The sequence below is a fragment of the Polynucleobacter sp. IMCC 30228 genome, from assembly GCF_021395205.1.
GTDB lineage: Bacteria > Pseudomonadota > Gammaproteobacteria > Burkholderiales > Burkholderiaceae > Polynucleobacter.
Window position 1 is genome coordinate 1 of sequence record NZ_JAJVCS010000006.1, and the last position, 20,242, is coordinate 20,242.

Here is a 20,242-nt window from a genome sequence, read left to right on the forward strand (position 1 = left end):
GGCGTAACAGGGTGACAATTTGTTCGGGTTTAAGACGTTGACCTTTAGCCATGATTAGCACTCCTTTAGGGTGAAGATTATCAAAAATCCTCTCTTTTGGAGTGGTACTAAAAATCAGGTCAGTTCAGATTTGAAATAAATTATTACCAATTTGCGTACATTGCATCGACAAAGCGGTAGATAGATTGGCACTATTCATGAGCACTGAATATTTAGCATTCGGCTGACACTGCAGGGCTTGATGTAAATAAAAGAGGCATTTTTCACCGCTGCAAAAAAGCCCAAAAGAAGAATTAGAATCATTCGCGGTATACGCCTCAGTGGTCACCCCACTCATATCAACGATCCAATTTTGATAAGCGACCTTCTCACCCGCAAACACTTGCGAGCAAATGCAAATCAACACACTTGCCAAAATTCCAGAAAAAACCGCAGGAAGACGTTTTTTCATCGTAAGAAATTACTGCACAATCTTCGCGGTTTCCCGTAATTTCTTTACGGTTTCAACTAAATATTGCTGCACCATGGCTTGGCGAAGTTGCGGCTTCGCCTCTTCTAAGGATGGAAATTTAAAGGGCCGTTTATCGTCTAAGCGAATAATCACCCAACCCTCAGAAGTTTGAATAGGGGTAGTAGTAATTGCGCTTTTATTCATTTTGACAACCACGTCGGCAATTGGCTTAATCACTTGACCAGGAAACAACCACCCCAATTGGCCGCCACTACCTTTCGTGGCTTGATCGATCGAGTATGCTTGTGCCATTGTTCCAAAAGGCTCCCCTTTTTGAAAGCGGCGGATTAAATCTTCTGCATCTGCTTTGCTAGGCACAACAATTTGACTTAAGTAATACTGAAACGCAGATGCACTTTCGCCTACCAATTTACGCTGCCGCTCGTATTCAGTTTGCAATTGCGCATCGGTAATGGGGTTAGTGCTGAAATGATTTTCAACTAAGGCTTGAATCAATAAAGTTTGCTTAAGTTGCGTATATTGATCCGGAAAATCAATCAAACGCTCTAAACCTTTTTTAGTGGCTTCATCAGTTAACAATTTGCGGTTAATTAATTCCTGCTTGAGGGCATTTTGTAATTCAGGGCCATCTTTTTGACCCTGACCCATGGCATTGCGAATATTTAAGGCTAACAAGCCAGTCGAAATCGGCTGCCCATTGACGGTCGCAAAAAATTCAGCGTTCGTCTCTGAGACCGTGGTCATTTTCTTGTCTGCAGTTGCGGCAGATCCACTCGCCCCAATAGCTGGGATAGGATTAGGGCTCGTAGTTTGAGCCTGACTAAGACCAGGCAAGCTGAAGCTAATGAGGCCAAGAGCAAATATAGGGATAATTTTTTTCATAGCTTTATTGTATTCGAGTCGAGAATCCTGCATTTTCGATGAAATTACCAACTAAAGCACCAACCCGCCGCTCGGGTTAAGATTTGGTATGAATCCTGTTTCTGTGGCTATGCCAGCCTCGTCAAAACCCATTTCTTTTGATTATCCCCAGCAAGATGGCGCTGGTAGAACCTGCACTGCGCAAGCTTGGGCTCAAACACCTCCCCAGATCTCGGGAGACCAAAAGGCTGCGGTGATTAACCGCATTAAAACCCTCTTAATCGAGAAAGATGCGGCGATCGTGGCGCATTACTATGTCGATGGTGAAATTCAAGACTTAGCCATGGAAACTGGTGGCTTTGTAGCTGACTCCCTTGAAATGGCGCGCTTTGGTAAGGCCCATGCAGCGAAAAATTTAATCGTCGTTGGCGTCCGCTTTATGGGTGAAACGGCGAAAATTCTCAGCCCCGACAAACGCATTTTTATGCCTGACTTGGATGCAACTTGCTCACTCGACTTGGGGTGTCCTGCCGATGCATTCGCTGACTTTCGTGCCGCTCACCCTAAGCACACCGTAGTGGTCTATGCCAATACGAGTGCCGCCGTTAAGGCCCAAGCAGATTGGATGGTTACCAGTTCGTGTGCTTTAGCTATTGTCCATCACCTCAAAGAACAGGGCAAACAAATTCTCTGGGCTCCCGACCGACATTTAGGGCATTACATTCAAGCGCAAACTGGAGCCGATATGTTGCTCTGGAATGGTGCCTGCATTGTGCATGATGAATTTAAAGCCACCGAGCTGGAATTATTGCGCTTGCAATATCCGCGGGCCCAAATATTGGTTCACCCAGAATCACCGGCTGCAGTTATCGCACTTGCCGATGTGGTGGGCTCGACTTCTGCCATGATTAAGGCTGTAGTTGAGGGCTCTGCTAATGAATACATTGTCGCAACCGATAAAGGCATCTTGCACCGCATGCGTCAATTGGCGCCCAATAAAAAACTGATCGAAGCCCCGACTGCGGGAACTAGCGCTACCTGTAAAAGCTGTGCCCATTGCCCCTGGATGGCGATGAATGGACTGCAAGGCATTCTGGATGCACTAGAAAATCAAACAGGTGAAGTGTTCATTGAAGAGGCCACCAGAATAAAGGCCCTCATCTGTATCGATCGGATGCTCGATTTCACGAGCCAGCATCCCGATTTATTAGCTAAAGCCCAGCATGGCTTTGTCAAACACATTGGCGCAGCTTAAGGATTACTTGCGATCTCATGTTTGATGCCAACGAAACTTTAGACCAAGCCCGTACGCGCAATATTCAAGATGCCTTGAGGGAAGATATTGGCGTTTGTGATTGGACTGCGCAACTTGTGCCCAGCAAAATAGGGCGAAGCCAGCTAAGCGTACGACAAAAAGCCGTGCTGTGTGGTAAGTCTTGGTTTGAAGGGACAATTCAAGCGCTTGATCCTAAAGCCGTACTGACTTGGTTTTATCAAGAAGGGGATTGGATGGTTGTCGATACGCCAGTGTGCGAAATTAAAGCGGATGTACGTGCCTTACTCTCAGGAGAGCGTACCGCAATTAATTTTCTTCAAACCCTCTCTGCTACCGCTACTAACACTAGAAAATATGTGGAAGCGATAGTTGGCCTAAGTCCCAACCCCAATGGCTGTGTTGTGCTGGATACCCGCAAAACCTTACCCGGCCTACGCCAAGCGCAAAAATATGCAGTGCGCATTGGCGGTGGTGAAAACCAACGGATGGCTTTATGGGATGGTATTTTGATCAAAGAAAATCACATCGCTGCAGCTGGTAGCATTCGTGCAGCGCTTGATGCCGCAGAAAAACTCAATGAAGGTGTCAGCATTCAGATTGAGGTGGAGAATTTAGCTGAACTAGATGAAGCTATTAAAGCGGGTGCAAAAAATATTTTGATTGATAACTTCTCAATCGAAAAAATGCACAAAGCGGTAGCCATTAATCAAGGCAGAGCACTATTAGAAGCTTCAGGAGGTATTGGCATCGAGTTGATGCGTGCTATTGCAGCTACAGGTGTAGACCGAATTTCGCTTGGTAAACTGACCAAAGATGTGCAGGCTGTTGATTTTTCAATGCGGATGCTAGCTAAGCGGTCTAGCTAAATTCAGCCTACTGCTTAGGTGTCAAAATTGTTGGGAGAGAAACTGCCCCTGTATTAGGGTAGTCGCGACTATAGTGTAGGCCACGGCTTTCTTTACGCATTAAGGCCGATTCCACAATCAGCTCAGCGCAATCTAACAGATTACGCAATTCAATTAAGTCGCGAGTCACTTTAAAGTTGGCATAGTATTCCTGCACTTCATGATGCAATAGCTCAATGCGATGTAAGGCACGCTCAAGCCGTTTAGTCGTGCGCACAATGCCAACATAATTCCACATTAATGAGCGTAATTCATCCCAATTATGGGCAATCACCACTTGCTCATCAGCATTTTCAACTTGGCTTTCATCCCATAAAGGTAAATTTGGTAATTCAGGAGTGACTGCTAAATCAATATCAGCAGCAGCTGCTTTGCCAATGACAACACATTCTAGTAATGAGTTACTTGCTAAGCGATTTGCACCATGCAGACCCGTATAAGTAGACTCACCTACAGCGTATAGGCCAGGTAAATCGGTGTGGCCATGCAAATCGGTCACTACCCCACCGCAGGTATAGTGAGCAGCAGGTACCACAGGAATAGCTTGCTGAGTAATATCAATTCCAAGGCTAAAGCAACGCGCATAGATCATTGGAAAATGCTCTTGAATAAACGCTGCACCTAAATGGGTAGCATCTAAATTCACATGATCTAAGCCATATTTTTTCATTTCAAAATCGATTGCGCGTGCCACAATATCACGCGGCGCTAATTCATTGCGCTCATCATGTTCAGGCATAAAACGTAGGCCTTGGGTAGCGCCACCTTCAGGCAACTTGAGTAAGCCGCCCTCTCCACGCAAGGCCTCAGTAATTAGAAAAGTACGATCACTGGGGTGATACAAGCAAGTTGGATGAAACTGGATAAATTCCATATTACCCACTCGGCATCCAGCGCGCCAGGCCATAGCGATACCATCGCCCGTAGCCGTATCGGGATTGCTGGTATAGCGATAGACCTTACCAACCCCACCAGTAGCTAAAACTACGGCTTTAGCCGCAATGGTCTCTACTTTGGAATTATTAATATCTAATGCATAAACGCCGTAACAGCGATTGGGTAATTTTTTCTTATCCTTACTCGACAAGTGTCGATTCGTAATAAGGTCGAGTGCAATCCAATGTTCAATTAAACGAATATTCGGATGCGACCGCGCTTGATCTAAGAGCACCTCATGAATTGCCTTGCCTGTAGCATCCGCAGCATGTGCAATGCGGCGATGACTATGACCACCTTCGCGAGTTAAGTGCAAACCTAGCGGGCCCGCTACATCAGTGGTAAAAGGCACGCCTTGATCAACAAGCCACTGTATTGCCGCGGCACTCTCTTCCGCAATATATCGCGCAGTTGTTTCATCGACTAAACCCGCGCCAGCGTTTAAGGTATCCGCAACGTGCGCATCAACACTATCGGCCTGATCTAGCACGCCAACAATTCCGCCCTGCGCCCATGCAGTAGCGCCCTCACCCAAGCTACGCTTAGCCATCACAATCACGGCTTGGGTTTTAGCAAGATGCAGAGCCACTGTGAGCCCTGCTAAACCAGCGCCAATAATCAGCACTGGCAATTCAGCGGTTTTTTGCAATGCAGTATCCACTTTAGGTGTGCGCTGCTACCTTGTCACTCGATATTTCATCGTTGGTACCGTAACCTAATTTAACCGCCGCATCACCGCCTTTAACTACAGAAACTGCGCAATACTTAAACTCAGGTATTTTGCCAAAGGGATCTAATGCAGAGTTAGTCATTAAGTTAGCCGCAGCCTCGTAATATGCAAAGGGAATAAAGATTGCGCCACGCGGAGTGCCATCATCACGCCGCACATGAATTGCAATGGTGCCGCGTCGTGATGCAACCGTCACTACATCACCAGTGGTTACGCCTAACTGCACCATATCATCCCCACACAAGGAGACAGTAGCCATCGGCTCAATCGTATCCAGTATGGTCGCACGTCTTGTCATGCTGCCAGTATGCCAATGCTCAAGTTGACGGCCGGTAATTAAAACAAAGGGATATTCATCATTTGGGCGTTCATTCGCGGGAATAATATCCGCGGGAACCAGCTTGACTTTGCCATCCGCTGTTGGAAAAGCATCATTAAAGACAATCGGTCGACCTGGATCTTCTGGGCTTAAACAAGGATAAGTGACGCTTGACTCGCGCTCTAAACGATCCCAAGTAATGCCTTTAATTGCTGCGTGCATCGCTTGACGCATTTCATCAAACACCTCTGCAACACCTGAATCAGGCCCTGCATACTTCCAATTGAGGCCCATGCGTTTGGCCAACTCTTGCAGAATCCATAAATCGGGTTTTGCCTCACCTGGCGGATGAATCGCACGCTTACCCATTTGCACCATGCGATCGGTATTGCTCACTGTGCCAACTTTTTCTGGCCAAGCACTCGCTGGCAAGACTACATCGGCCAATAAAGCCGTTTCAGTCATGAAAATATCTTGCACTACTAAATGCTCTAGCGAAGCCAAGGCATGGCGTGCATGATTTAAATCAGGATCGCTCATAGCGGGGTTCTCACCCATGATGTACATACCCCGAATTTTATCGGGATCACTATCCGCCGCTAATATCTTTTCCATAATTTCAACCACGGTATAGCCAGGTTTGGACTCTAATGGGGTCCTCCAGAATTTTTCAAACCAATCATGCGCATTAGCGTTATCGACCCGCTGATAATTGGGAAACATCATCGGAATTAAACCCGCATCGCTAGCACCCTGGACATTATTTTGTCCACGTAAGGGATGTAAGCCTGAACCTGGCTTACCAATTTGACCTGCAATGGTCGATAAAGCAATTAAGCAGCGGGCATTATCGGTACCATGCACGTGCTGACTAATGCCCATGCCCCATAAAATCATTGCCGACTTCGTCGTCGCAAATTCGCGCGCTACTTCACGCAATGTTTCTGATGGAATACCGCAGATAGGCGCCATTAATTCTGGGCTATAACCCTTGACATTTTCTTTGAGGGCTTCAAAGTTACTAGTACGATTTTTAATAAATTCCTGATCACACAAACCTTCTTCAATGATGGTGTAGATCATGGCGTTAAGCATCGCTACATCGGTATCAGGTTTAAATTGCATAATGCGCCACGCATGCTTACCCATTTGCGTCACACGTGGGTCGGCTAACACCACCTTAGTACCCCGTTTAGCGGCATTTTTAAACCATGTTGCTGCAACGGGGTGATTTACTGTTGGGTTTGAGCCAATCAATAAAATCATCGTGGAGTTTTCCACATCATTGACTTGATTGCTAACGGCCCCTGAACCCACGCCCTCTAATAATGCAGCCACGCTAGACGCATGACATAAGCGCGTGCAATGGTCGACATTATTATTACCAAACCCAGTGCGTACTAATTTTTGAAATAAATACGCTTCCTCATTACTGCCTTTAGCTGAACCAAAACCAGCCAAGACCTTGCGGCCGTATTTTTCATTGAGGCCCTTTAATTTACTCGCTGCAACATCTAAAGCCTCTTCCCAAGTCGCTTCACGGAATATGCTGGACCAATCATTCGGGTCTTGCGACGCAGTTTCATCCTTAGGTACACCCGTTTTACGAATCAAGGGCTTAGTAAGGCGCTGCGGGCTATGAATGTAATCCATGCCAAAGCGACCCTTCACACATAAACGATTGTGGTTTGCAGGGCCATCGCGACCGTCAACACTAACAATCACATTATCTTTAATGTTGTAAGTAATTTGGCAGCCGACACCGCAAAATGGGCAAACTGAATCAACTTTACTATCCACTTTTTGTGAACCGATTAACCCTTTAGGCATCAATGCGCCGGTGGGGCAAGCTTGTACGCACTCGCCACAGCCTACACAAGTACTCTCGCCCATGGGGTCGTTCAAATCAAAGACGATTTCACTGTGGTTACCACGCATCGCGTAACCAATCACATCATTTACTTGCTCATCACGACAGCCCCGCAAGCAACGATTACATTGAATGCAGGTATCTAAGTTCACTGCCATGGCTGGATGCGAAATATCCGCCTTGGGTTGCGCGCGGCGTAGCGCCTTTAATTCTGGGCGCACGGTGACATCCATTTGCTTGGCCCAACTACTTAACTCACCAAACTGCATACTCTCATCATCGCCGATCCACTTATAGCCTTTATCAGGCATATCCGAGAGGAGCATTTCTAAAACTAATTTCTGGCTTTTAACGGCACGTTCACTTTGCGCCTTGACTTCCATACCAGCAGTGGCATTGCGACAGCAACTGGGGGCTAAAGTACGTTCGCCATTAATTTCAACCACGCAGGCACGGCAATTGCCATCGGGTGCGTAACCATCTTTAAAACACAAATGGGGAATATCAATGCCATGGCGTTTAGCTGCTTTTAAAATTGTTTCGCCATCATAAGCAATAATTGTTTTGCCATCGAGCTTGAACTCCACCGTTTGTAATTCGAGTTCCTGCGGATTTACGGGTGCGTTCATGCAATCTCCTGCGGGAAGTATTTTTGGACACAACGAATCGGATTCGGTGCAGCTTGGCCCAATCCACAAATCGAGGCATCAACCATGACCGTAGCCAAGTCTTCTAAGGTTGATTGATCCCACTGTTTGGCTTGCATTAAAGTGGCGGCCTTACCTGTACCAACCCGGCAAGGGGTGCATTGCCCACAACTCTCATGCTCAAAAAAGTGCATGATATTTAAAGCGGCATTACGAGCGCTATCTTGCTCACTTAGCACCATCACTGCTGCAGAGCCAATAAAGCAACCATAGGGCTGCAGCGTATCAAAATCGAGTGGAATGGTATTCATTGTCGCTGGCAATATACCGCCTGATGCACCACCCGGCAAATAAGCATAGAACGTATGGCCTGCTTGCATGCCACCACAATAATTGTCAATCAGTTCTTGAATCGTAATGCCTGCTGGCGCCAACTTCACGCCAGGTTCTTTTACTCTGCCGCTGACGCTAAAACTACGTAAGCCTTTACGACCATTCAAACCGAATGAACTAAACCACTCAGGGCCACGCTGCACAATATCGCGCACCCAATACAGCGTTTCCATATTATGCTCAAGGGTAGGACGTCCAAATAAGCCAACTTGGGCAATATAGGGTGGACGCATACGCGGTTCCCCACGCTTACCTTCAATACTTTCAATCATCGCCGACTCTTCACCGCAAATATAGGCGCCAGCACCACGGCGCAATTCAATTCGAGGTAAAGCGCATGGCGGGTTAGCTTGTAGTTTGGCTAATTCAGCTTGTAGTAATTCACGGCAGCCATGATATTCATCACGTAAATAGATGTAACAAGTCTCGATACCAACTACTTGAGCGGCAATCAGCATGCCCTCTAAAAAACGGTGGGGATCACGCTCTAAATAAGTGCGGTCTTTAAAGGTACCTGGCTCGCCTTCGTCAATATTCACTGCCATCAATTTCGGTGCGGCTTGGTCTTTCACAATCCGCCACTTGCGGCCCGCAGGAAAGCCCGCACCACCTAGGCCACGTAAACCTGAATTCTCCATGGCTACTAATACAGCCTCAGGGCTATGCTTACCCGTACTCACATCGATTGCTAATTGGTAACCACCTTTAGCGCGATACGCCTCGTAACCAACATACGCTGGTGACATTAGCTGATTAGTGCCCTGTGGAGAAATACCCTTCTCCACATAATTAATGGGATTGAAATCACCATCATTTTTACCCATCGGCTGATGGGTTGATTTGGTTTCTACGGCCGCAACGACTTTATCGACCGAGGCAAACAAAACAGGATATTGCGAAACCACGGCAATGGGGGCTTGTTCACAGCGTCCCACGCAAGGAGCAGGGATGACTTTGACATTCGCAAAGTTGGTTCCCTCGCCCAATACTTTTGGCAAACGGGCTAACAAATCTTGCGCGCCATGCAATTCACAAGAGAGGCCATTACAAACCCGTACAGTAATTTCTGCGACAGGATCATCACCGCGGACCACTTCAAAGTGATGGTAGAAGGTTGCGACCTCATATACCTCTGCCATGGATACATTAATCACTTTAGATAAGGCGACTAAATGCCGATCATGCAAAGCACGATACTCATCATTTAGGTGATGTAAATACTCAATTAATAAATCACGCCGATAAGGCGGTAAGCCGATTAATTGCTGCACCTCGGCAACAGAAATATCATCTGGCTGGCGACCCTTCATTTTGCTTTTTTGACGAATGCGCTGCCTTAAGTCATCTATGGTTGCTACTGCAACAGCCTTCATTTCACCAGCAGGTTTGGGATGATTCATTAGTCCTAATCTTTATTGATTAACGTCATAGCAAAATAAAACAAGGTAACCTTAAAAACGTATCTACTATTGTATTAGATTTATAAATCATTTGATAAATAACGAATTACAAAGTCTATTCATTATTGATGAATGGCGCCTAAAAACTCTTGACTAAGCTCAAACTAAGCGAAATGCGTGAAAAAGCCAGAGCGCTTATTAGGGTTAACCCTTAAATAAGTCCTTATTTCGAGTCTGTCGACTGAAAACCTTGGTTACTTGGCAAAAAAGTGTTGCTGTAATCAGCATTACGCTCACGAATACGCTCTGAAACGCAGCTGTTGTAGTCGGCAGATCCTGCCCGGTAACCTGCCCCAGCGCAATCTTCTTGCGCCGCCTCTTGAATTGAACCGCAGGAAATGAGGCTAAAGGGAATAAGAAAAAAACCAAGGTAAGTTAATTGGCGCAATTAACCCGCCCACTGTTTAGCAAAATAAACCCCAATTAACACCACAATGGCAACGCATACAGGCATGAGGTAGAAAGCGACTATGCCGATAGCCTCTTCTTGTTGTTCTTTACCAAATTCCGGTTTATTTGATGATGACTCAGTCATTTGCAGCTCCAAGTTGAATTAAATTACTCATCAGCAAATTTAGCTCAAAAGCAGATGAATAGGTCATTATCATTATATTTGATCAACCACAATCTTACCGCCCTACGGTTGGTCTTCCTGGCGCAGCAGTCTTGTCGTCACTGAGAGTTAAGAGGAAAGCCGTGATATCGGCAACATCCTCAGCATTAATAATCGGGGTAGCACCATTAGCGAGGCCAAAAGGCCTAGTTTGAATCACATTACCTCGCAATGCTGCTGGTAAATCATTAAATTTTTGTACTGCGCCGTTCACTGTTGGATACCAACGCGTGGGGTTGATATCGCGAGTCGCATAAAACCCTACCGCATCAGACAAAGTAGCAATACTTGAGTTATGAAAATAAGGCGCTGTCAAAGCAATATTTCTTAAGGTGGGAATTTTAAATTGGCCACATAAATTCGTTCTAGCGGATAAGTCTGTTCTTACTGGGCCACACAAGCCCATGTCATAAAAAGAACTGTCGGCATTGGCCTCGATATTTGTATTACGTGGCAAACCTAGCGCGGCATACTTAAAGTTAGTAAACACAGGTCTTGTGCCCCCGGGCCCCACTTGACTAGTATGACAACTTGCGCAATTGCCTTTATTAGGATCATTAAAAGTAGCTAAACCACGCGCCTCTTGCGAACTGAGAGCTACAGTGCCATCTAAAAATCGATCAAACTTACTATTAAAAAGTAAATAATCGGGATCAATTTGTTGATATGTTTGCAAAGCTGTTAATAAAGTGTCAAACACCTGTTGATCAGATGGATTGGCGGGTAAATTAAATACGGCGGCAAAATCACTAAAATAAGATAGGCGTCGTACCTTGCTAGCTACGTCTGCCACACTAGCATTAGCCATCTCATTCACTGCTAACAAGGGACCGGAAGCTTGCGCTGCTAGCGTATTTACCCTACCGTCCCAATCAAAACCACCAACTGCATTGCCCTCGGCATCAAAACTAAATGCAGGGGTTGCGGCTTTATAAAGAATGCTGGGAGCGGCCCGAAAAACTTGCTGATTCATTGATGCGCCCCCAAGCGGTAATGCAACATTAGCAGCTGTTGAATGCGCAGTTTCATCGGTATGACAGCCAGAACAGGCTAATTGGCCGCTAGCCGATAACGCTTTCTCATGAAACAAAGCGTCGGCTACCGACAAGGTGGTGGCTGCCACGCTTGTAGGCGATGAGGTGCTGCTTGAGGTAGATGCAGATGATGTGCCACTTGAACCACCCCCGCAAGATGACACTAAAAATAGACAAGCCAGGGATAGTAATAAAGGCGGATTTTTATTGATCACTATATACGGCCCAAGGTAAATTTATTCAAAATAATTTACCATAACTTGATCATCCAATTACCTTGCATTGTTCATCCTTATAAATTCTTCAATTATCCAGAAAAAGCAATTATTATCAGGGTTTGGAAGGATCAATTAAACTCGTTTTACGCTTGTTCATCTTTTCATTTTGATTGATTGAAAAAGGTTTTCCCCATGACCGCCACACAGAAAAATACCATGGTTGAAGAGCTCGAGTTCGCCCCTTCTTGGGATCAGCCAGTTTCTTATATGCAACGCACGCGCTCCTATTATTTAGGGCTTGGCTATGAAAACCCATATGTCTGGGCACACTATCTAACCGTGCCATTTAGCCCATTAAAAAAGCCTCTCAGGGAATCGACTCTAGCTTTAATCACTACCGCCGCTCCTTACCAAGCCGACAAAGGCAATCAAGGCCCCGGCTCTGCTTATAACGCACTAGCCAAGTTTTATGAGGTGTACTCAGGTCCAACGACAATAGACCCGGATTTACGGATCTCACACGTAGGGGTAGATCGTAAAAATGCCGATATGGCCGAAATGAATGCGTGGTTTCCTTTGGCTGCCGCTAGAAGAGCAGTCGCAAGTATGCGCCTCGGCGCTTTATCGCCACGATTCTATGGCCTACCCAGTAATCGAAGTCAACGTCACACCCTTGAAGTTGATGCGCCAGCAATTGCTAGTCTCTGCAAAGCCGATGGGGTGGACGTAGCCATCCTCATTCCAAACTGCCCCATTTGCCATCAATGCCAAAGTTTGCTGGCGCGCTACCTTGAAGAGCAAGGCATTGCCACGGTCATTATGGGAGCAGCTAAAGATATCGTTGAATATTGCGGTGTGCCACGACTGTTATTTAGCGACTTCCCCTTGGGGAATGCGGCTGCTATACCCAATGATGTAGCCTCACAAGATACCAATTTTGAACTGGCATTACGCATTCTAGAATCTGCCCCTGCACCCCGCACTACCGTTCAGTCACCATTAATTTGGTCGACAGACGCGCAATGGAAATTAGACTACTCTAATATTGAACGCCTATCCCCTACAGAAATTAAAACCCTCAGAGAGGAAGCCGAAAAAGTGCGTATTGCTGCGCGCGACTTACGGATACAAACAGTGGGTAGTTAGGGCGCTCTGTACACCAATCAATTAGACTAAGGTCTAGTTGGTCCGGGGTGGGCAGAAGGAGAGATTTCTATCCATAGGAACATGGCAGCTTGAGCAGGTGACGCAATATTGGTGTCCTAGATTTGCTTTGGCAATTACTGGCGCTACACCAGTGCGCTCATCAACCTGACCGTTGATCTTGGGTTCAGTAGGGGTTGATGCAGTAGTCGTAGCATCATTTGTTGTTACTGGAGCAGCCGCACTTACGGCACTAGCTCCGCTTGAGGCTATATCGTTACCGCCACCGCAAGACGCCAGTATGAGGGTTGTTGCTAAGAGTAGTGAAGTTATATAGGTACGCATGATTTATCCTTAGTTATTCATGTACTAAAACTTATAACCAACGCCTACTAGGGCATTAGTGACTTTAAAGCTCGCTGTGCCTGATGCATTAGTAGCGACATTTTGATTGCCGTAACTCGTGTAATTGACTTCAGCAAAGCCGTACCAGTTGCCTTGAATGATTTGGCGATAGCCAAGACCTAAGGAGTAACCGTTATAGGTGTCGTTGCCTCCACCGATTTCATAATTGGCATTAGAGTAGCCCACCTTAGCGTAAGCCAGCTTCTCTTTATCAATAGCGTAAGCAGGAGAAATAAAGAGGTTATACGAGTCACCTTTTTTAATTGATTGGGATTCGCTGTATTTGAGCGCTGGAATCGTCACGGTGGCATTACTACTATTACCCGATAAGGGTGAATACTCTGCCCCAATACCAAGGAGGAAGTTGCCTGTGACTGGAAAGTAATAGCCAACCGTTGCCGTAGCTGCAAAACTATTGGTCGTGCCACCTGACATGCCATAAGAATAAAGCGGCCCAGAGGTGATGCCATTCAAAGTGCCGCCTGAATAGCTTGGGGTTGAGTTCTCATAACCAATACCAACTTGTCCATAAAAGCCTTCAAAGACGGACTGGGCTAAAGCAGGGGTAGTAAGGCTAATGAATCCAATGCCTACTATTAATGATTTAACTTTCATACATCTGCCCTTAGTTACTATTTTTATGAAATGTGGAAAATCTATGCCTAAATCGTAGCATAGCTAATGGCTATTAATTTATATAGGCTTATGGCGGAGAGGGTGGGATTCGAACCCACGGTACCTTTGACAGTACGCCTGATTTCGAGTCAGGTACATTCGACCACTCTGCCACCTCTCCGAGTTAATCAAATTATACCTGCGGTTTTCTCGCTTTCTGTACTACAATGGATATACATTAGTGTATATCTATAAAATAGATATAGTTTTTTTACTTGAAAGTCTCGATACGCCATGAACTTACAAATTTCTAAATGGGGCAATAGTCTAGCCGTACGAATTCCGGCTGAATTTATCCGTCAAATACCCCTCAAAGATGGTGACCAAGTTGAAGTAACACTCAGCCTAGATGGCTCATTACATCTTCGCCCCATCACTTTCGATCGAATAGCCTTATCTGCCGAGCTTAAACGCGTACGTGCATCTATGCCAATGGGTTCATCAGTTATTGAAGAGCTTCGTTCCAAGGCGCGTTATTAATGATTTATGTTGATACCAGCGTTTTAGTGGCACTATGCACACGGGAACCCAAAAGTAATGATGTAGCCGATTGGTACCAAAGCTGCAAAACGAAATTAATTTCCTCTGCATGGGCATTTACAGAATTTGCCAGCGCGCTCAGTATTAAAGAAAGAACAGGGCAAGTAAATAAAAAACAAAGTCATGAATCTTGGGGCGTATTCCAACAACTTTGCAACACCAATATTGAATTACTTTCTATTGATAACAAAAATTTTTACAGTGCTGCCATCCTTACGCTCGATAGCTCATCCAAATTAAGATCGGCTGATGCCCTTCATCTTGCTACGGCAATACAACTCAAGGCTGAAGCAATCGTTACTCTAGATAAGACTTTAGCTAGAAATAGTAAGCGACTGAAATTAAAGTTAATATTAGTTTAACGCGCTGGTTTCAATACATCCAACCCACCCAAATAGCCCTGTAAAGCCTTAGGTATTGCAATACTGCCATCGGCCTGTTGATTATTTTCTAGCAATGCTACTAAGGTTCTTCCCACCGCTAAGGCCGAGCCGTTTAGGGTATGCACCATTTCAGGCTTAGCTTGTCCCAGCTTAAAGCGAGCCTGCATTCTGCGGGCTTGAAAATCGCCCATATTCGAGCAAGAACTAATTTCACGATAGGCTTTTTGTGATGGAATCCAGACTTCTAAGTCATAGGTTTTAGTACTACCAAAACCCATATCACCGGTGCAAAGTAAAACTCGGCGATACGGTAGCTCGAGTAGCTCAAGCACTTTCTCTGCATGGCTAGTGAGGTTTTCAAGTGCAGCCATCGATTCATCGGGCTTAGCAATTTGCACTAGCTCAACTTTATCAAATTGATGTTGGCGAATCATGCCACGTACATCGCGCCCATAACTACCCGCTTCAGATCGAAAGCAAGGAGTATGTGCTACAAATTTCAAGGGTAACTGCTCAGCAGCGACGATCTCATCACGCATTAAATTAGTCACGGGTACTTCTGCTGTAGGAATTAAATAAAAGTTCTCCTCCTCAATGCCTCCGTCTTCTGCGCCCATTTTGCGCGGCACCCGAAATAAATCATCTTCAAACTTGGGTAGTTGTCCCGTACCGCGCATGGATGCCGCATTTACAATATAGGGCGCATAAATTTCTTGGTAGCCATGCTCAGTAGCGTGTAAATCAATCATGAATTGACTTAAGGCCCGATGCAATCGGGCAATCGGGCCCTTTAAAACGACAAAGCGTGCGCCACTAATCTTAGCGCCAGCCTCAAAGTCTAGACCTAATGGCGCACCTAAATCAACATGGTCTTTTATGTCGAAAGTAAAAGAAGGAATAGTGCCCACTTTTTTAATTTCTTGATTTTCAGTTTCATCCTTACCAAGAGGTACAGATGCATCGGGTAAGTTAGGGATACCCATTAAAAAATCGTGTAGCTCTGTTTGCACCACAGCTAGGCGCGCAGCGCCCATTTCCATATCGAGATTAATTTGCGTGGCCTCATTCATTTCAGCGCTAGCGTCTTCACCTTTCCCTTTTTTCATGCCAATGGCTTTAGCCAATTGATTGCGCTTGGCCTGTAAATCTTCGGTACGAGTTTGTAATAGCTTGCGCTCATTTTCTAAAAGGGCAAATTGCGCTACATCAAGTTCAAACTTACGGCTGAAGAGGCGCGCTCTAACGCTCTCGATATCTTTACGTAAAAGTTGGGGATCAATCATCGGTTTATTTTAATTTCACTATTTCGGTTCCTGTCGGGGGATTAAAACTAAACCGACTCGGTGCGAAGTTTACATTTAATTGATATTGACTAAAGCTCACCAGCACTACATTGCCTAGGCCATCAAGTAATTCTAAAGCGCTTGGTAAGCCACCCTTCATTCCTACTGAAATTTTAGTGTAAGCCAAATCTGGATTACCAGGTGCACCGCCTTTTTTTACTTTCGGCTTTAAATCAACCCAACGCAAGCCATTGTGTTCGATATCTTCAACCAGATCAAAGTGCTCATCCAGTGCTGCCTCGCCAAACAGAATTGCTGCAGGTGTGGCAGCAAGAGCATCGCCTACTGGCCGATAAGTAGCTTGCTTTAGGTCTTTATCCCACATAATTAATTGCTTGCCATCACTAATTAGCTTTTGTTCATAAGGCTTGTTGGTCTCCCAGGCAAACCGCCCAGGCCGCTGAAAATAAAAATGGCCTTGTGTTTGACGAATCACTTTCAAACCTTTATCTTGCGACTCATTCGGTTTTGGTGCACGCAATTGCTGCTGCACAAAATCACCTTCTGCCGTTTTAGAGTTGCGCACAAATTGGCGTAATTGTTCAGTAGCAGAAACGGTGTCGGTACTAGCGCCGTAAGGAGCGGCCGAATTGATTGCGGCACTAGTTTGCGAGGCTTTATTAGGGGCTACTCCTATCGCATAGGAACCATAGATCGCCAAACTTACTACCAGACAACAATGCAAACCTGTAATGCGCATTACTCCTCAGCCTTCCGGCCAAAAATTTCGCGATTCCCACTACCGCTCATCTTCGAAACTAAACCCGCTTTTTCCATATCTTCCAGTAAACGAGCAGCGCGGTTGTAGCCAATGCGTAGATGTCGTTGCACCAAGGAAATGGAAGCGCGTTTGTTTTCCAGCACGATCGCAACTGCCTGGTCATATAAGGGGTCGGCTTCACCACCGCTACCGCCGCCATTCAAGACATCCATCGTCGATTCATCGGCGCCTTCAAGCACGCCATCAATGTAATTGGCTTCACCTTTTTCTTTTAACCAGTCAACCACGCGGTGCACTTCATCATCCGAGACAAAAGCGCCATGCACCCGAATCGGTAGGCCAGTACCAGGAGCCATATAGAGCATGTCGCCCATGCCTAATAAAGCCTCAGCACCTTGCTGATCCAGAATGGTTCGACTATCAATTTTGCTACTGACCTGAAACGAAATACGCGTCGGAATATTGGCTTTGATTAGGCCGGTGATCACGTCAACGCTGGGACGCTGCGTCGCTAGCACCAAATGAATGCCTGCAGCGCGCGCTTTTTGTGCGATACGCGCAATGAGCTCTTCAATCTTTTTGCCTGAGACCATCATTAAGTCGGCTAACTCATCAATGATCACCACAATCACGGGGGCTTTATACAGCGGCTCTGGATCATCGGGGGTTAAGCTAAAGGGATTAGTTAGTTTCTCGCCCTTTTCTTCTGCTTCAACAATTTTGCGATTAAAGCCGGCTAAATTGCGTACGCCAAACTTGCTCATTAATTTGTAACGGCGATCCATTTCATTAACGGCCCAATTCAGCGCGTTATAGGCTTGCTTCATATCAGTCACAACGGGGCACAATAAATGCGGCACCTTCTCATACACCGACATCTCTAACATCTTCGGGTCAATCATGATGAGGCGCACTTCATCTGGCTTAGCCTTAAATAGCAAAGACAAAATCATGGCGTTAATACCCACCGATTTACCAGCGCCAGTAGTACCTGCTACCAAGCAGTGTGGCATCTTCGCTAAGTCAACCACCATTGGCGCGCCAGAGATATCTTTACCTAAGGCCAGTGTCAATAAAGAGTGGTTATCGTTATAAACCTGAGAACTTAAAATCTCCGAGAGATATACCGATTGACGAGTGGGGTTGGGCAACTCGAGAGCCATGCAAGTTTTACCGGGAATGGTTTCTACCACCCGCATACTCACAAGACCCAAAGATCGCGAAAGGTCGCGCGACAAGTTAACGATTTGGCTACCCTTAACGCCAACTGCTGGCTCGATCTCGTAACGCGTAACAACTGGTCCTGGATAGGCGGCAATGACTTTGACTTCGACGCCAAATTCATCCAGCTTGCGCTCAATTAAGCGTGAGGTAAATTCCATTACCTCAGCAGAAATGGTTTCTTTAGCCTCGGGCACTGCATCTAAAAGTGCCAGTGGGGGTAATTCAGAATCAGGAATATCAATAAAAAGGGGTTGTTGCTTTTCTCGTTGCACGCGCACGCTTTGCACAATCGCGGGCTCACTGCGCACAATTTGGACTGGCGCCATGATTTCAATACGACCGCGCACTTCCTCGACAAACTCTTCGCGCTCTACACTGGCCTGTTCACCCACTTTACGATCGACTTCGCTTTCACGCCGTTCGCGCAAACGCCGATACCCGAGCTCCATATACCGCCCAACTTGTTCGGCCAAATTGAGCCAAGAAAAGTGGAGGAAGAGCGATAAGCCTGCGCACAGCGCAAATAATAAAATGATTGTTGAGCCGGTAAAGCCAACTGCCATTTGCAAAGGATCGCCAATTAACTCACCTAAAACTCCCCCAGGGGGCCTAGGTAATGCAATTGACAAAGAATGTAAGCGAATTGATTCCAAGCCCATACTGGCAAGCAAAGTGAGGCCAAAGCCCAACCATCGCAGTAACAAGGAGTCGGGCTTCGCTTCGGGGTCGGGGGGCATTGGAGTGCTCCATAACTCTTTCCAACCGGTAAAAACGCGCCTACCAAACAAGATAACCCACCAAAATGCGGACAGACCAAAGACATAAAGCATTAGGTCGGCAATCCAGGCACCCGTCCGACCCCCTAAATTGGTTGGTACATCAAAGCTAGCGTGTGACCAAGCAGGATCTAATTTGGAATACGTAATCAGTATTGCAAATAAAGCCAAACATAAACCCAGCGAAACAAACCAGCGGGCTTCCAATAATAAGCGGGGCATTCTGCCCTGCCCGCTGGAATTAGGGGGTTGGGTTGAATTCGATTGAGGAAAGACGGTTCGAGCCATATTTCCTTGATTGTAAACACCCCCACCCCAAGGAAACCTATAATTTAGGGATGAATACAACGAATATCAAACATAGCAAAGTTCTCATTCTTGGCTCTGGCCCCGCAGGCTATACAGCTGCAGTGTATGCGGCCCGAGCTAATTTACAGCCCACCCTAATTACTGGCTTGGCCCAAGGCGGTCAACTGATGACCACTACTGATGTTGAGAATTGGCCAGCCGACCCTGCAGGAGTTCAAGGCCCGGAACTCATGGAGCGCTTTTTAAAGCACGCGGAACACTTTAATACCGAAATTATTTTTGACCACATCCATACGGCTGCCTTACAAGAAAAGCCGATTCGCCTTGTGGGTGACTCTGGCACCTATACCTGTGATGCCCTCATCATTGCTACTGGCGCATCGGCCCAATATTTGGGCTTACCCAGTGAAGAAGCGTTTATGGGGCGCGGCGTTTCAGGTTGCGCCACCTGCGACGGCTTCTTTTATAAAAATCAAGACGTCTGCGTTGTTGGTGGTGGCAATACTGCGGTTGAAGAAGCACTCTACCTCACTGGCATTGCCAAAAAGGTGACGGTGATTCATCGGCGCGATAAATTTCGGGCTGAGCCCATTTTGAATGATCGCCTGATGGCTAAAGTAGCCGAGGGGAAAGTTGAGCTCAAACTCAATTCGACCTTAGAAGAAGTGTTGGGTGATGAAAAAGGCGTTACAGGTGTGCGGATTCGTCAAGCAAATGGCAAAACCGAAGATATCGCGCTCACTGGCGCGTTTATCGCCATTGGCCATAAACCCAATACCGAATTATTTATTGGTCAGCTTGAAATGCATAACGGCTACATCAAAACCCATTCGGGCTTACAAGGTAACGCTACGGCTACGAATATTGCTGGGGTATTTGCATCAGGTGATGTGCAAGACCACATTTATCGTCAAGCAATTACCAGTGCGGGTACAGGTTGCATGGCCGCACTGGATGCTCAGCGTTATTTAGAGGGGCTTGAGTAAAGC

Annotated in this window: 19 protein-coding genes and 1 tRNA gene; 6 read left to right on the forward strand and 14 right to left on the reverse strand. The window is 46.2% G+C overall.

Annotated features, from left to right (window positions below; translation table 11 throughout):
* Window positions 1-124: 124 nt before the first annotated feature.
* Together LZT21_RS10745 and LZT21_RS10750 are read right to left on the reverse strand one after the other, a co-directional pair.
* The gene (locus LZT21_RS10745; RefSeq protein WP_233990780.1) at window positions 125-451 is read right to left on the reverse strand and encodes a hypothetical protein; all 327 of its coding nucleotides are present in this window, start codon (window positions 449-451) and stop codon (window positions 125-127) included.
* 9 nt (window positions 452-460) lie between these two features.
* Entirely contained in the window at window positions 461-1,354 is an 894-nt protein-coding gene (locus tag LZT21_RS10750; protein ID WP_233924678.1) for a peptidylprolyl isomerase, read from the reverse strand.
* 88 nt (window positions 1,355-1,442) lie between these two features.
* On the opposite strand from LZT21_RS10750, the gene nadA reads away from it, so the two are divergent.
* On the forward strand, window positions 1,443-2,588 hold the full coding sequence (gene nadA / locus LZT21_RS10755; protein ID WP_233990782.1) for a quinolinate synthase NadA: 1,146 nt from the start codon (window positions 1,443-1,445) through the stop codon (window positions 2,586-2,588).
* A gap of 17 nt (window positions 2,589-2,605) precedes the next feature.
* The gene (gene nadC, locus LZT21_RS10760; RefSeq protein WP_233990784.1) at window positions 2,606-3,475 is read left to right on the forward strand and encodes a carboxylating nicotinate-nucleotide diphosphorylase; all 870 of its coding nucleotides are present in this window, start codon (window positions 2,606-2,608) and stop codon (window positions 3,473-3,475) included.
* A gap of 7 nt (window positions 3,476-3,482) precedes the next feature.
* On the opposite strand, the gene nadB is transcribed toward nadC, so the two are convergent.
* The 6 genes from nadB to LZT21_RS10790 all read right to left on the reverse strand — a co-directional run bounded on the left by nadB (window position 3,483) and on the right by LZT21_RS10790 (window position 11,731).
* Window positions 3,483-5,099, reverse strand: coding sequence for an L-aspartate oxidase (nadB, locus tag LZT21_RS10765; protein WP_233936491.1), 1,617 nt, complete (start codon window positions 5,097-5,099; stop codon window positions 3,483-3,485).
* A 13-nt stretch (window positions 5,100-5,112) separates the two neighbouring features.
* Window positions 5,113-7,998, reverse strand: a complete 2,886-nt coding sequence (gene fdhF / locus LZT21_RS10770; RefSeq protein ID WP_233990787.1) for a formate dehydrogenase subunit alpha — start codon at window positions 7,996-7,998, stop codon at window positions 5,113-5,115.
* A complete protein-coding gene (locus LZT21_RS10775; protein ID WP_233990789.1) occupies window positions 7,995-9,809 on the reverse strand; it encodes an NAD(P)H-dependent oxidoreductase subunit E in 1,815 nt (604 codons plus the stop codon). The genes fdhF and LZT21_RS10775 overlap by 4 nt, the downstream gene beginning before the upstream one ends.
* 223 nt (window positions 9,810-10,032) lie before the next feature.
* Window positions 10,033-10,257 (reverse strand): hypothetical protein, encoded by a 225-nt coding sequence (locus LZT21_RS10780; protein ID WP_233990791.1) that lies wholly within the window; start codon window positions 10,255-10,257, stop codon window positions 10,033-10,035.
* The gene (locus LZT21_RS10785; protein ID WP_233924685.1) at window positions 10,258-10,404 is read right to left on the reverse strand and encodes a hypothetical protein; all 147 of its coding nucleotides are present in this window, start codon (window positions 10,402-10,404) and stop codon (window positions 10,258-10,260) included.
* A gap of 94 nt (window positions 10,405-10,498) precedes the next feature.
* Window positions 10,499-11,731, reverse strand: a complete 1,233-nt coding sequence (locus LZT21_RS10790; protein WP_233990793.1) for a cytochrome c peroxidase — start codon at window positions 11,729-11,731, stop codon at window positions 10,499-10,501.
* A gap of 195 nt (window positions 11,732-11,926) precedes the next feature.
* Here LZT21_RS10790 and LZT21_RS10795 point away from each other — a divergent pair, with 195 nt between their 5' ends.
* Window positions 11,927-12,880, forward strand: a complete 954-nt coding sequence (locus LZT21_RS10795) for a reductase (protein WP_233990795.1) — start codon at window positions 11,927-11,929, stop codon at window positions 12,878-12,880.
* A gap of 33 nt (window positions 12,881-12,913) precedes the next feature.
* On the opposite strand, the gene LZT21_RS10800 is transcribed toward LZT21_RS10795, so the two are convergent.
* The 3 genes from LZT21_RS10800 to LZT21_RS10810 form a co-directional block, all read right to left on the reverse strand.
* The gene (locus LZT21_RS10800) at window positions 12,914-13,222 is read right to left on the reverse strand and encodes a hypothetical protein (RefSeq protein WP_233936475.1); all 309 of its coding nucleotides are present in this window, start codon (window positions 13,220-13,222) and stop codon (window positions 12,914-12,916) included.
* A 24-nt stretch (window positions 13,223-13,246) separates the two neighbouring features.
* Complete coding sequence (locus LZT21_RS10805) at window positions 13,247-13,897, reverse strand: outer membrane protein (RefSeq protein WP_233990797.1); 651 nt, start codon at window positions 13,895-13,897, stop codon at window positions 13,247-13,249.
* A gap of 91 nt (window positions 13,898-13,988) precedes the next feature.
* A tRNA-Ser gene (locus LZT21_RS10810) sits at window positions 13,989-14,078 on the reverse strand.
* Window positions 14,079-14,191: 113 nt separating this feature from the next.
* Between LZT21_RS10810 and LZT21_RS10815 the strand changes: the two genes are divergently transcribed.
* A complete protein-coding gene (locus LZT21_RS10815; RefSeq protein ID WP_233990799.1) occupies window positions 14,192-14,437 on the forward strand; it encodes an AbrB/MazE/SpoVT family DNA-binding domain-containing protein in 246 nt (81 codons plus the stop codon).
* Entirely contained in the window at window positions 14,437-14,859 is a 423-nt protein-coding gene (locus LZT21_RS10820) for a type II toxin-antitoxin system VapC family toxin (protein ID WP_233990802.1), read from the forward strand. Before LZT21_RS10815 ends, LZT21_RS10820 begins: the two co-directional genes overlap by 1 nt.
* Here the strand turns inward: LZT21_RS10820 and serS are convergent.
* Genes serS through LZT21_RS10835 form a run of 3 tightly spaced genes read right to left on the reverse strand, consistent with a single transcriptional unit; the run spans window position 14,856 to window position 19,232 of the window.
* Complete coding sequence (serS, locus tag LZT21_RS10825) at window positions 14,856-16,163, reverse strand: serine--tRNA ligase (RefSeq protein WP_233990804.1); 1,308 nt, start codon at window positions 16,161-16,163, stop codon at window positions 14,856-14,858. The genes LZT21_RS10820 and serS overlap by 4 nt on opposite strands.
* Window positions 16,164-16,167: 4 nt before the next feature.
* The gene (locus LZT21_RS10830) at window positions 16,168-16,923 is read right to left on the reverse strand and encodes an outer membrane lipoprotein carrier protein LolA (RefSeq protein WP_233990806.1); all 756 of its coding nucleotides are present in this window, start codon (window positions 16,921-16,923) and stop codon (window positions 16,168-16,170) included.
* Window positions 16,923-19,232, reverse strand: coding sequence for a DNA translocase FtsK (locus tag LZT21_RS10835; protein WP_233937589.1), 2,310 nt, complete (start codon window positions 19,230-19,232; stop codon window positions 16,923-16,925). Before LZT21_RS10835 ends, LZT21_RS10830 begins: the two co-directional genes overlap by 1 nt.
* A 50-nt stretch (window positions 19,233-19,282) precedes the next feature.
* On the opposite strand from LZT21_RS10835, the gene trxB reads away from it, so the two are divergent.
* A complete protein-coding gene (gene trxB, locus LZT21_RS10840; RefSeq protein WP_233924699.1) occupies window positions 19,283-20,239 on the forward strand; it encodes a thioredoxin-disulfide reductase in 957 nt (318 codons plus the stop codon).
* Window positions 20,240-20,242 lie beyond the last annotated feature (3 nt).

What these genes read in the sequence shown, in the direction of transcription:
- LZT21_RS10775 (WP_233990789.1), bottom strand. Translation starts at nt 9,809, where the DNA reads ATGAATCATCCCAAACCTGCTGGTGAAATGAAGGCTGTTGCAGTAGCA.
- nadC (WP_233990784.1), top strand. Translation starts at nt 2,606, where the DNA reads ATGTTTGATGCCAACGAAACTTTAGACCAAGCCCGTACGCGCAATATT.
- LZT21_RS10815 (WP_233990799.1), top strand. Translation starts at nt 14,192, where the DNA reads ATGAACTTACAAATTTCTAAATGGGGCAATAGTCTAGCCGTACGAATT.
- fdhF (WP_233990787.1), bottom strand. Translation starts at nt 7,998, where the DNA reads ATGAACGCACCCGTAAATCCGCAGGAACTCGAATTACAAACGGTGGAG.
- LZT21_RS10750 (WP_233924678.1), bottom strand. Translation starts at nt 1,354, where the DNA reads ATGAAAAAAATTATCCCTATATTTGCTCTTGGCCTCATTAGCTTCAGC.
- serS (WP_233990804.1), bottom strand. Translation starts at nt 16,163, where the DNA reads ATGATTGATCCCCAACTTTTACGTAAAGATATCGAGAGCGTTAGAGCG.
- LZT21_RS10785 (WP_233924685.1), bottom strand. Translation starts at nt 10,404, where the DNA reads ATGACTGAGTCATCATCAAATAAACCGGAATTTGGTAAAGAACAACAA.
- LZT21_RS10745 (WP_233990780.1), bottom strand. Translation starts at nt 451, where the DNA reads ATGAAAAAACGTCTTCCTGCGGTTTTTTCTGGAATTTTGGCAAGTGTG.
- LZT21_RS10830 (WP_233990806.1), bottom strand. Translation starts at nt 16,923, where the DNA reads ATGCGCATTACAGGTTTGCATTGTTGTCTGGTAGTAAGTTTGGCGATC.
- nadA (WP_233990782.1), top strand. Translation starts at nt 1,443, where the DNA reads ATGAATCCTGTTTCTGTGGCTATGCCAGCCTCGTCAAAACCCATTTCT.
- LZT21_RS10795 (WP_233990795.1), top strand. Translation starts at nt 11,927, where the DNA reads ATGACCGCCACACAGAAAAATACCATGGTTGAAGAGCTCGAGTTCGCC.
- LZT21_RS10835 (WP_233937589.1), bottom strand. Translation starts at nt 19,232, where the DNA reads ATGGCTCGAACCGTCTTTCCTCAATCGAATTCAACCCAACCCCCTAAT.
- trxB (WP_233924699.1), top strand. Translation starts at nt 19,283, where the DNA reads ATGAATACAACGAATATCAAACATAGCAAAGTTCTCATTCTTGGCTCT.
- LZT21_RS10800 (WP_233936475.1), bottom strand. Translation starts at nt 13,222, where the DNA reads ATGCGTACCTATATAACTTCACTACTCTTAGCAACAACCCTCATACTG.
- LZT21_RS10820 (WP_233990802.1), top strand. Translation starts at nt 14,437, where the DNA reads ATGATTTATGTTGATACCAGCGTTTTAGTGGCACTATGCACACGGGAA.
- LZT21_RS10805 (WP_233990797.1), bottom strand. Translation starts at nt 13,897, where the DNA reads ATGAAAGTTAAATCATTAATAGTAGGCATTGGATTCATTAGCCTTACT.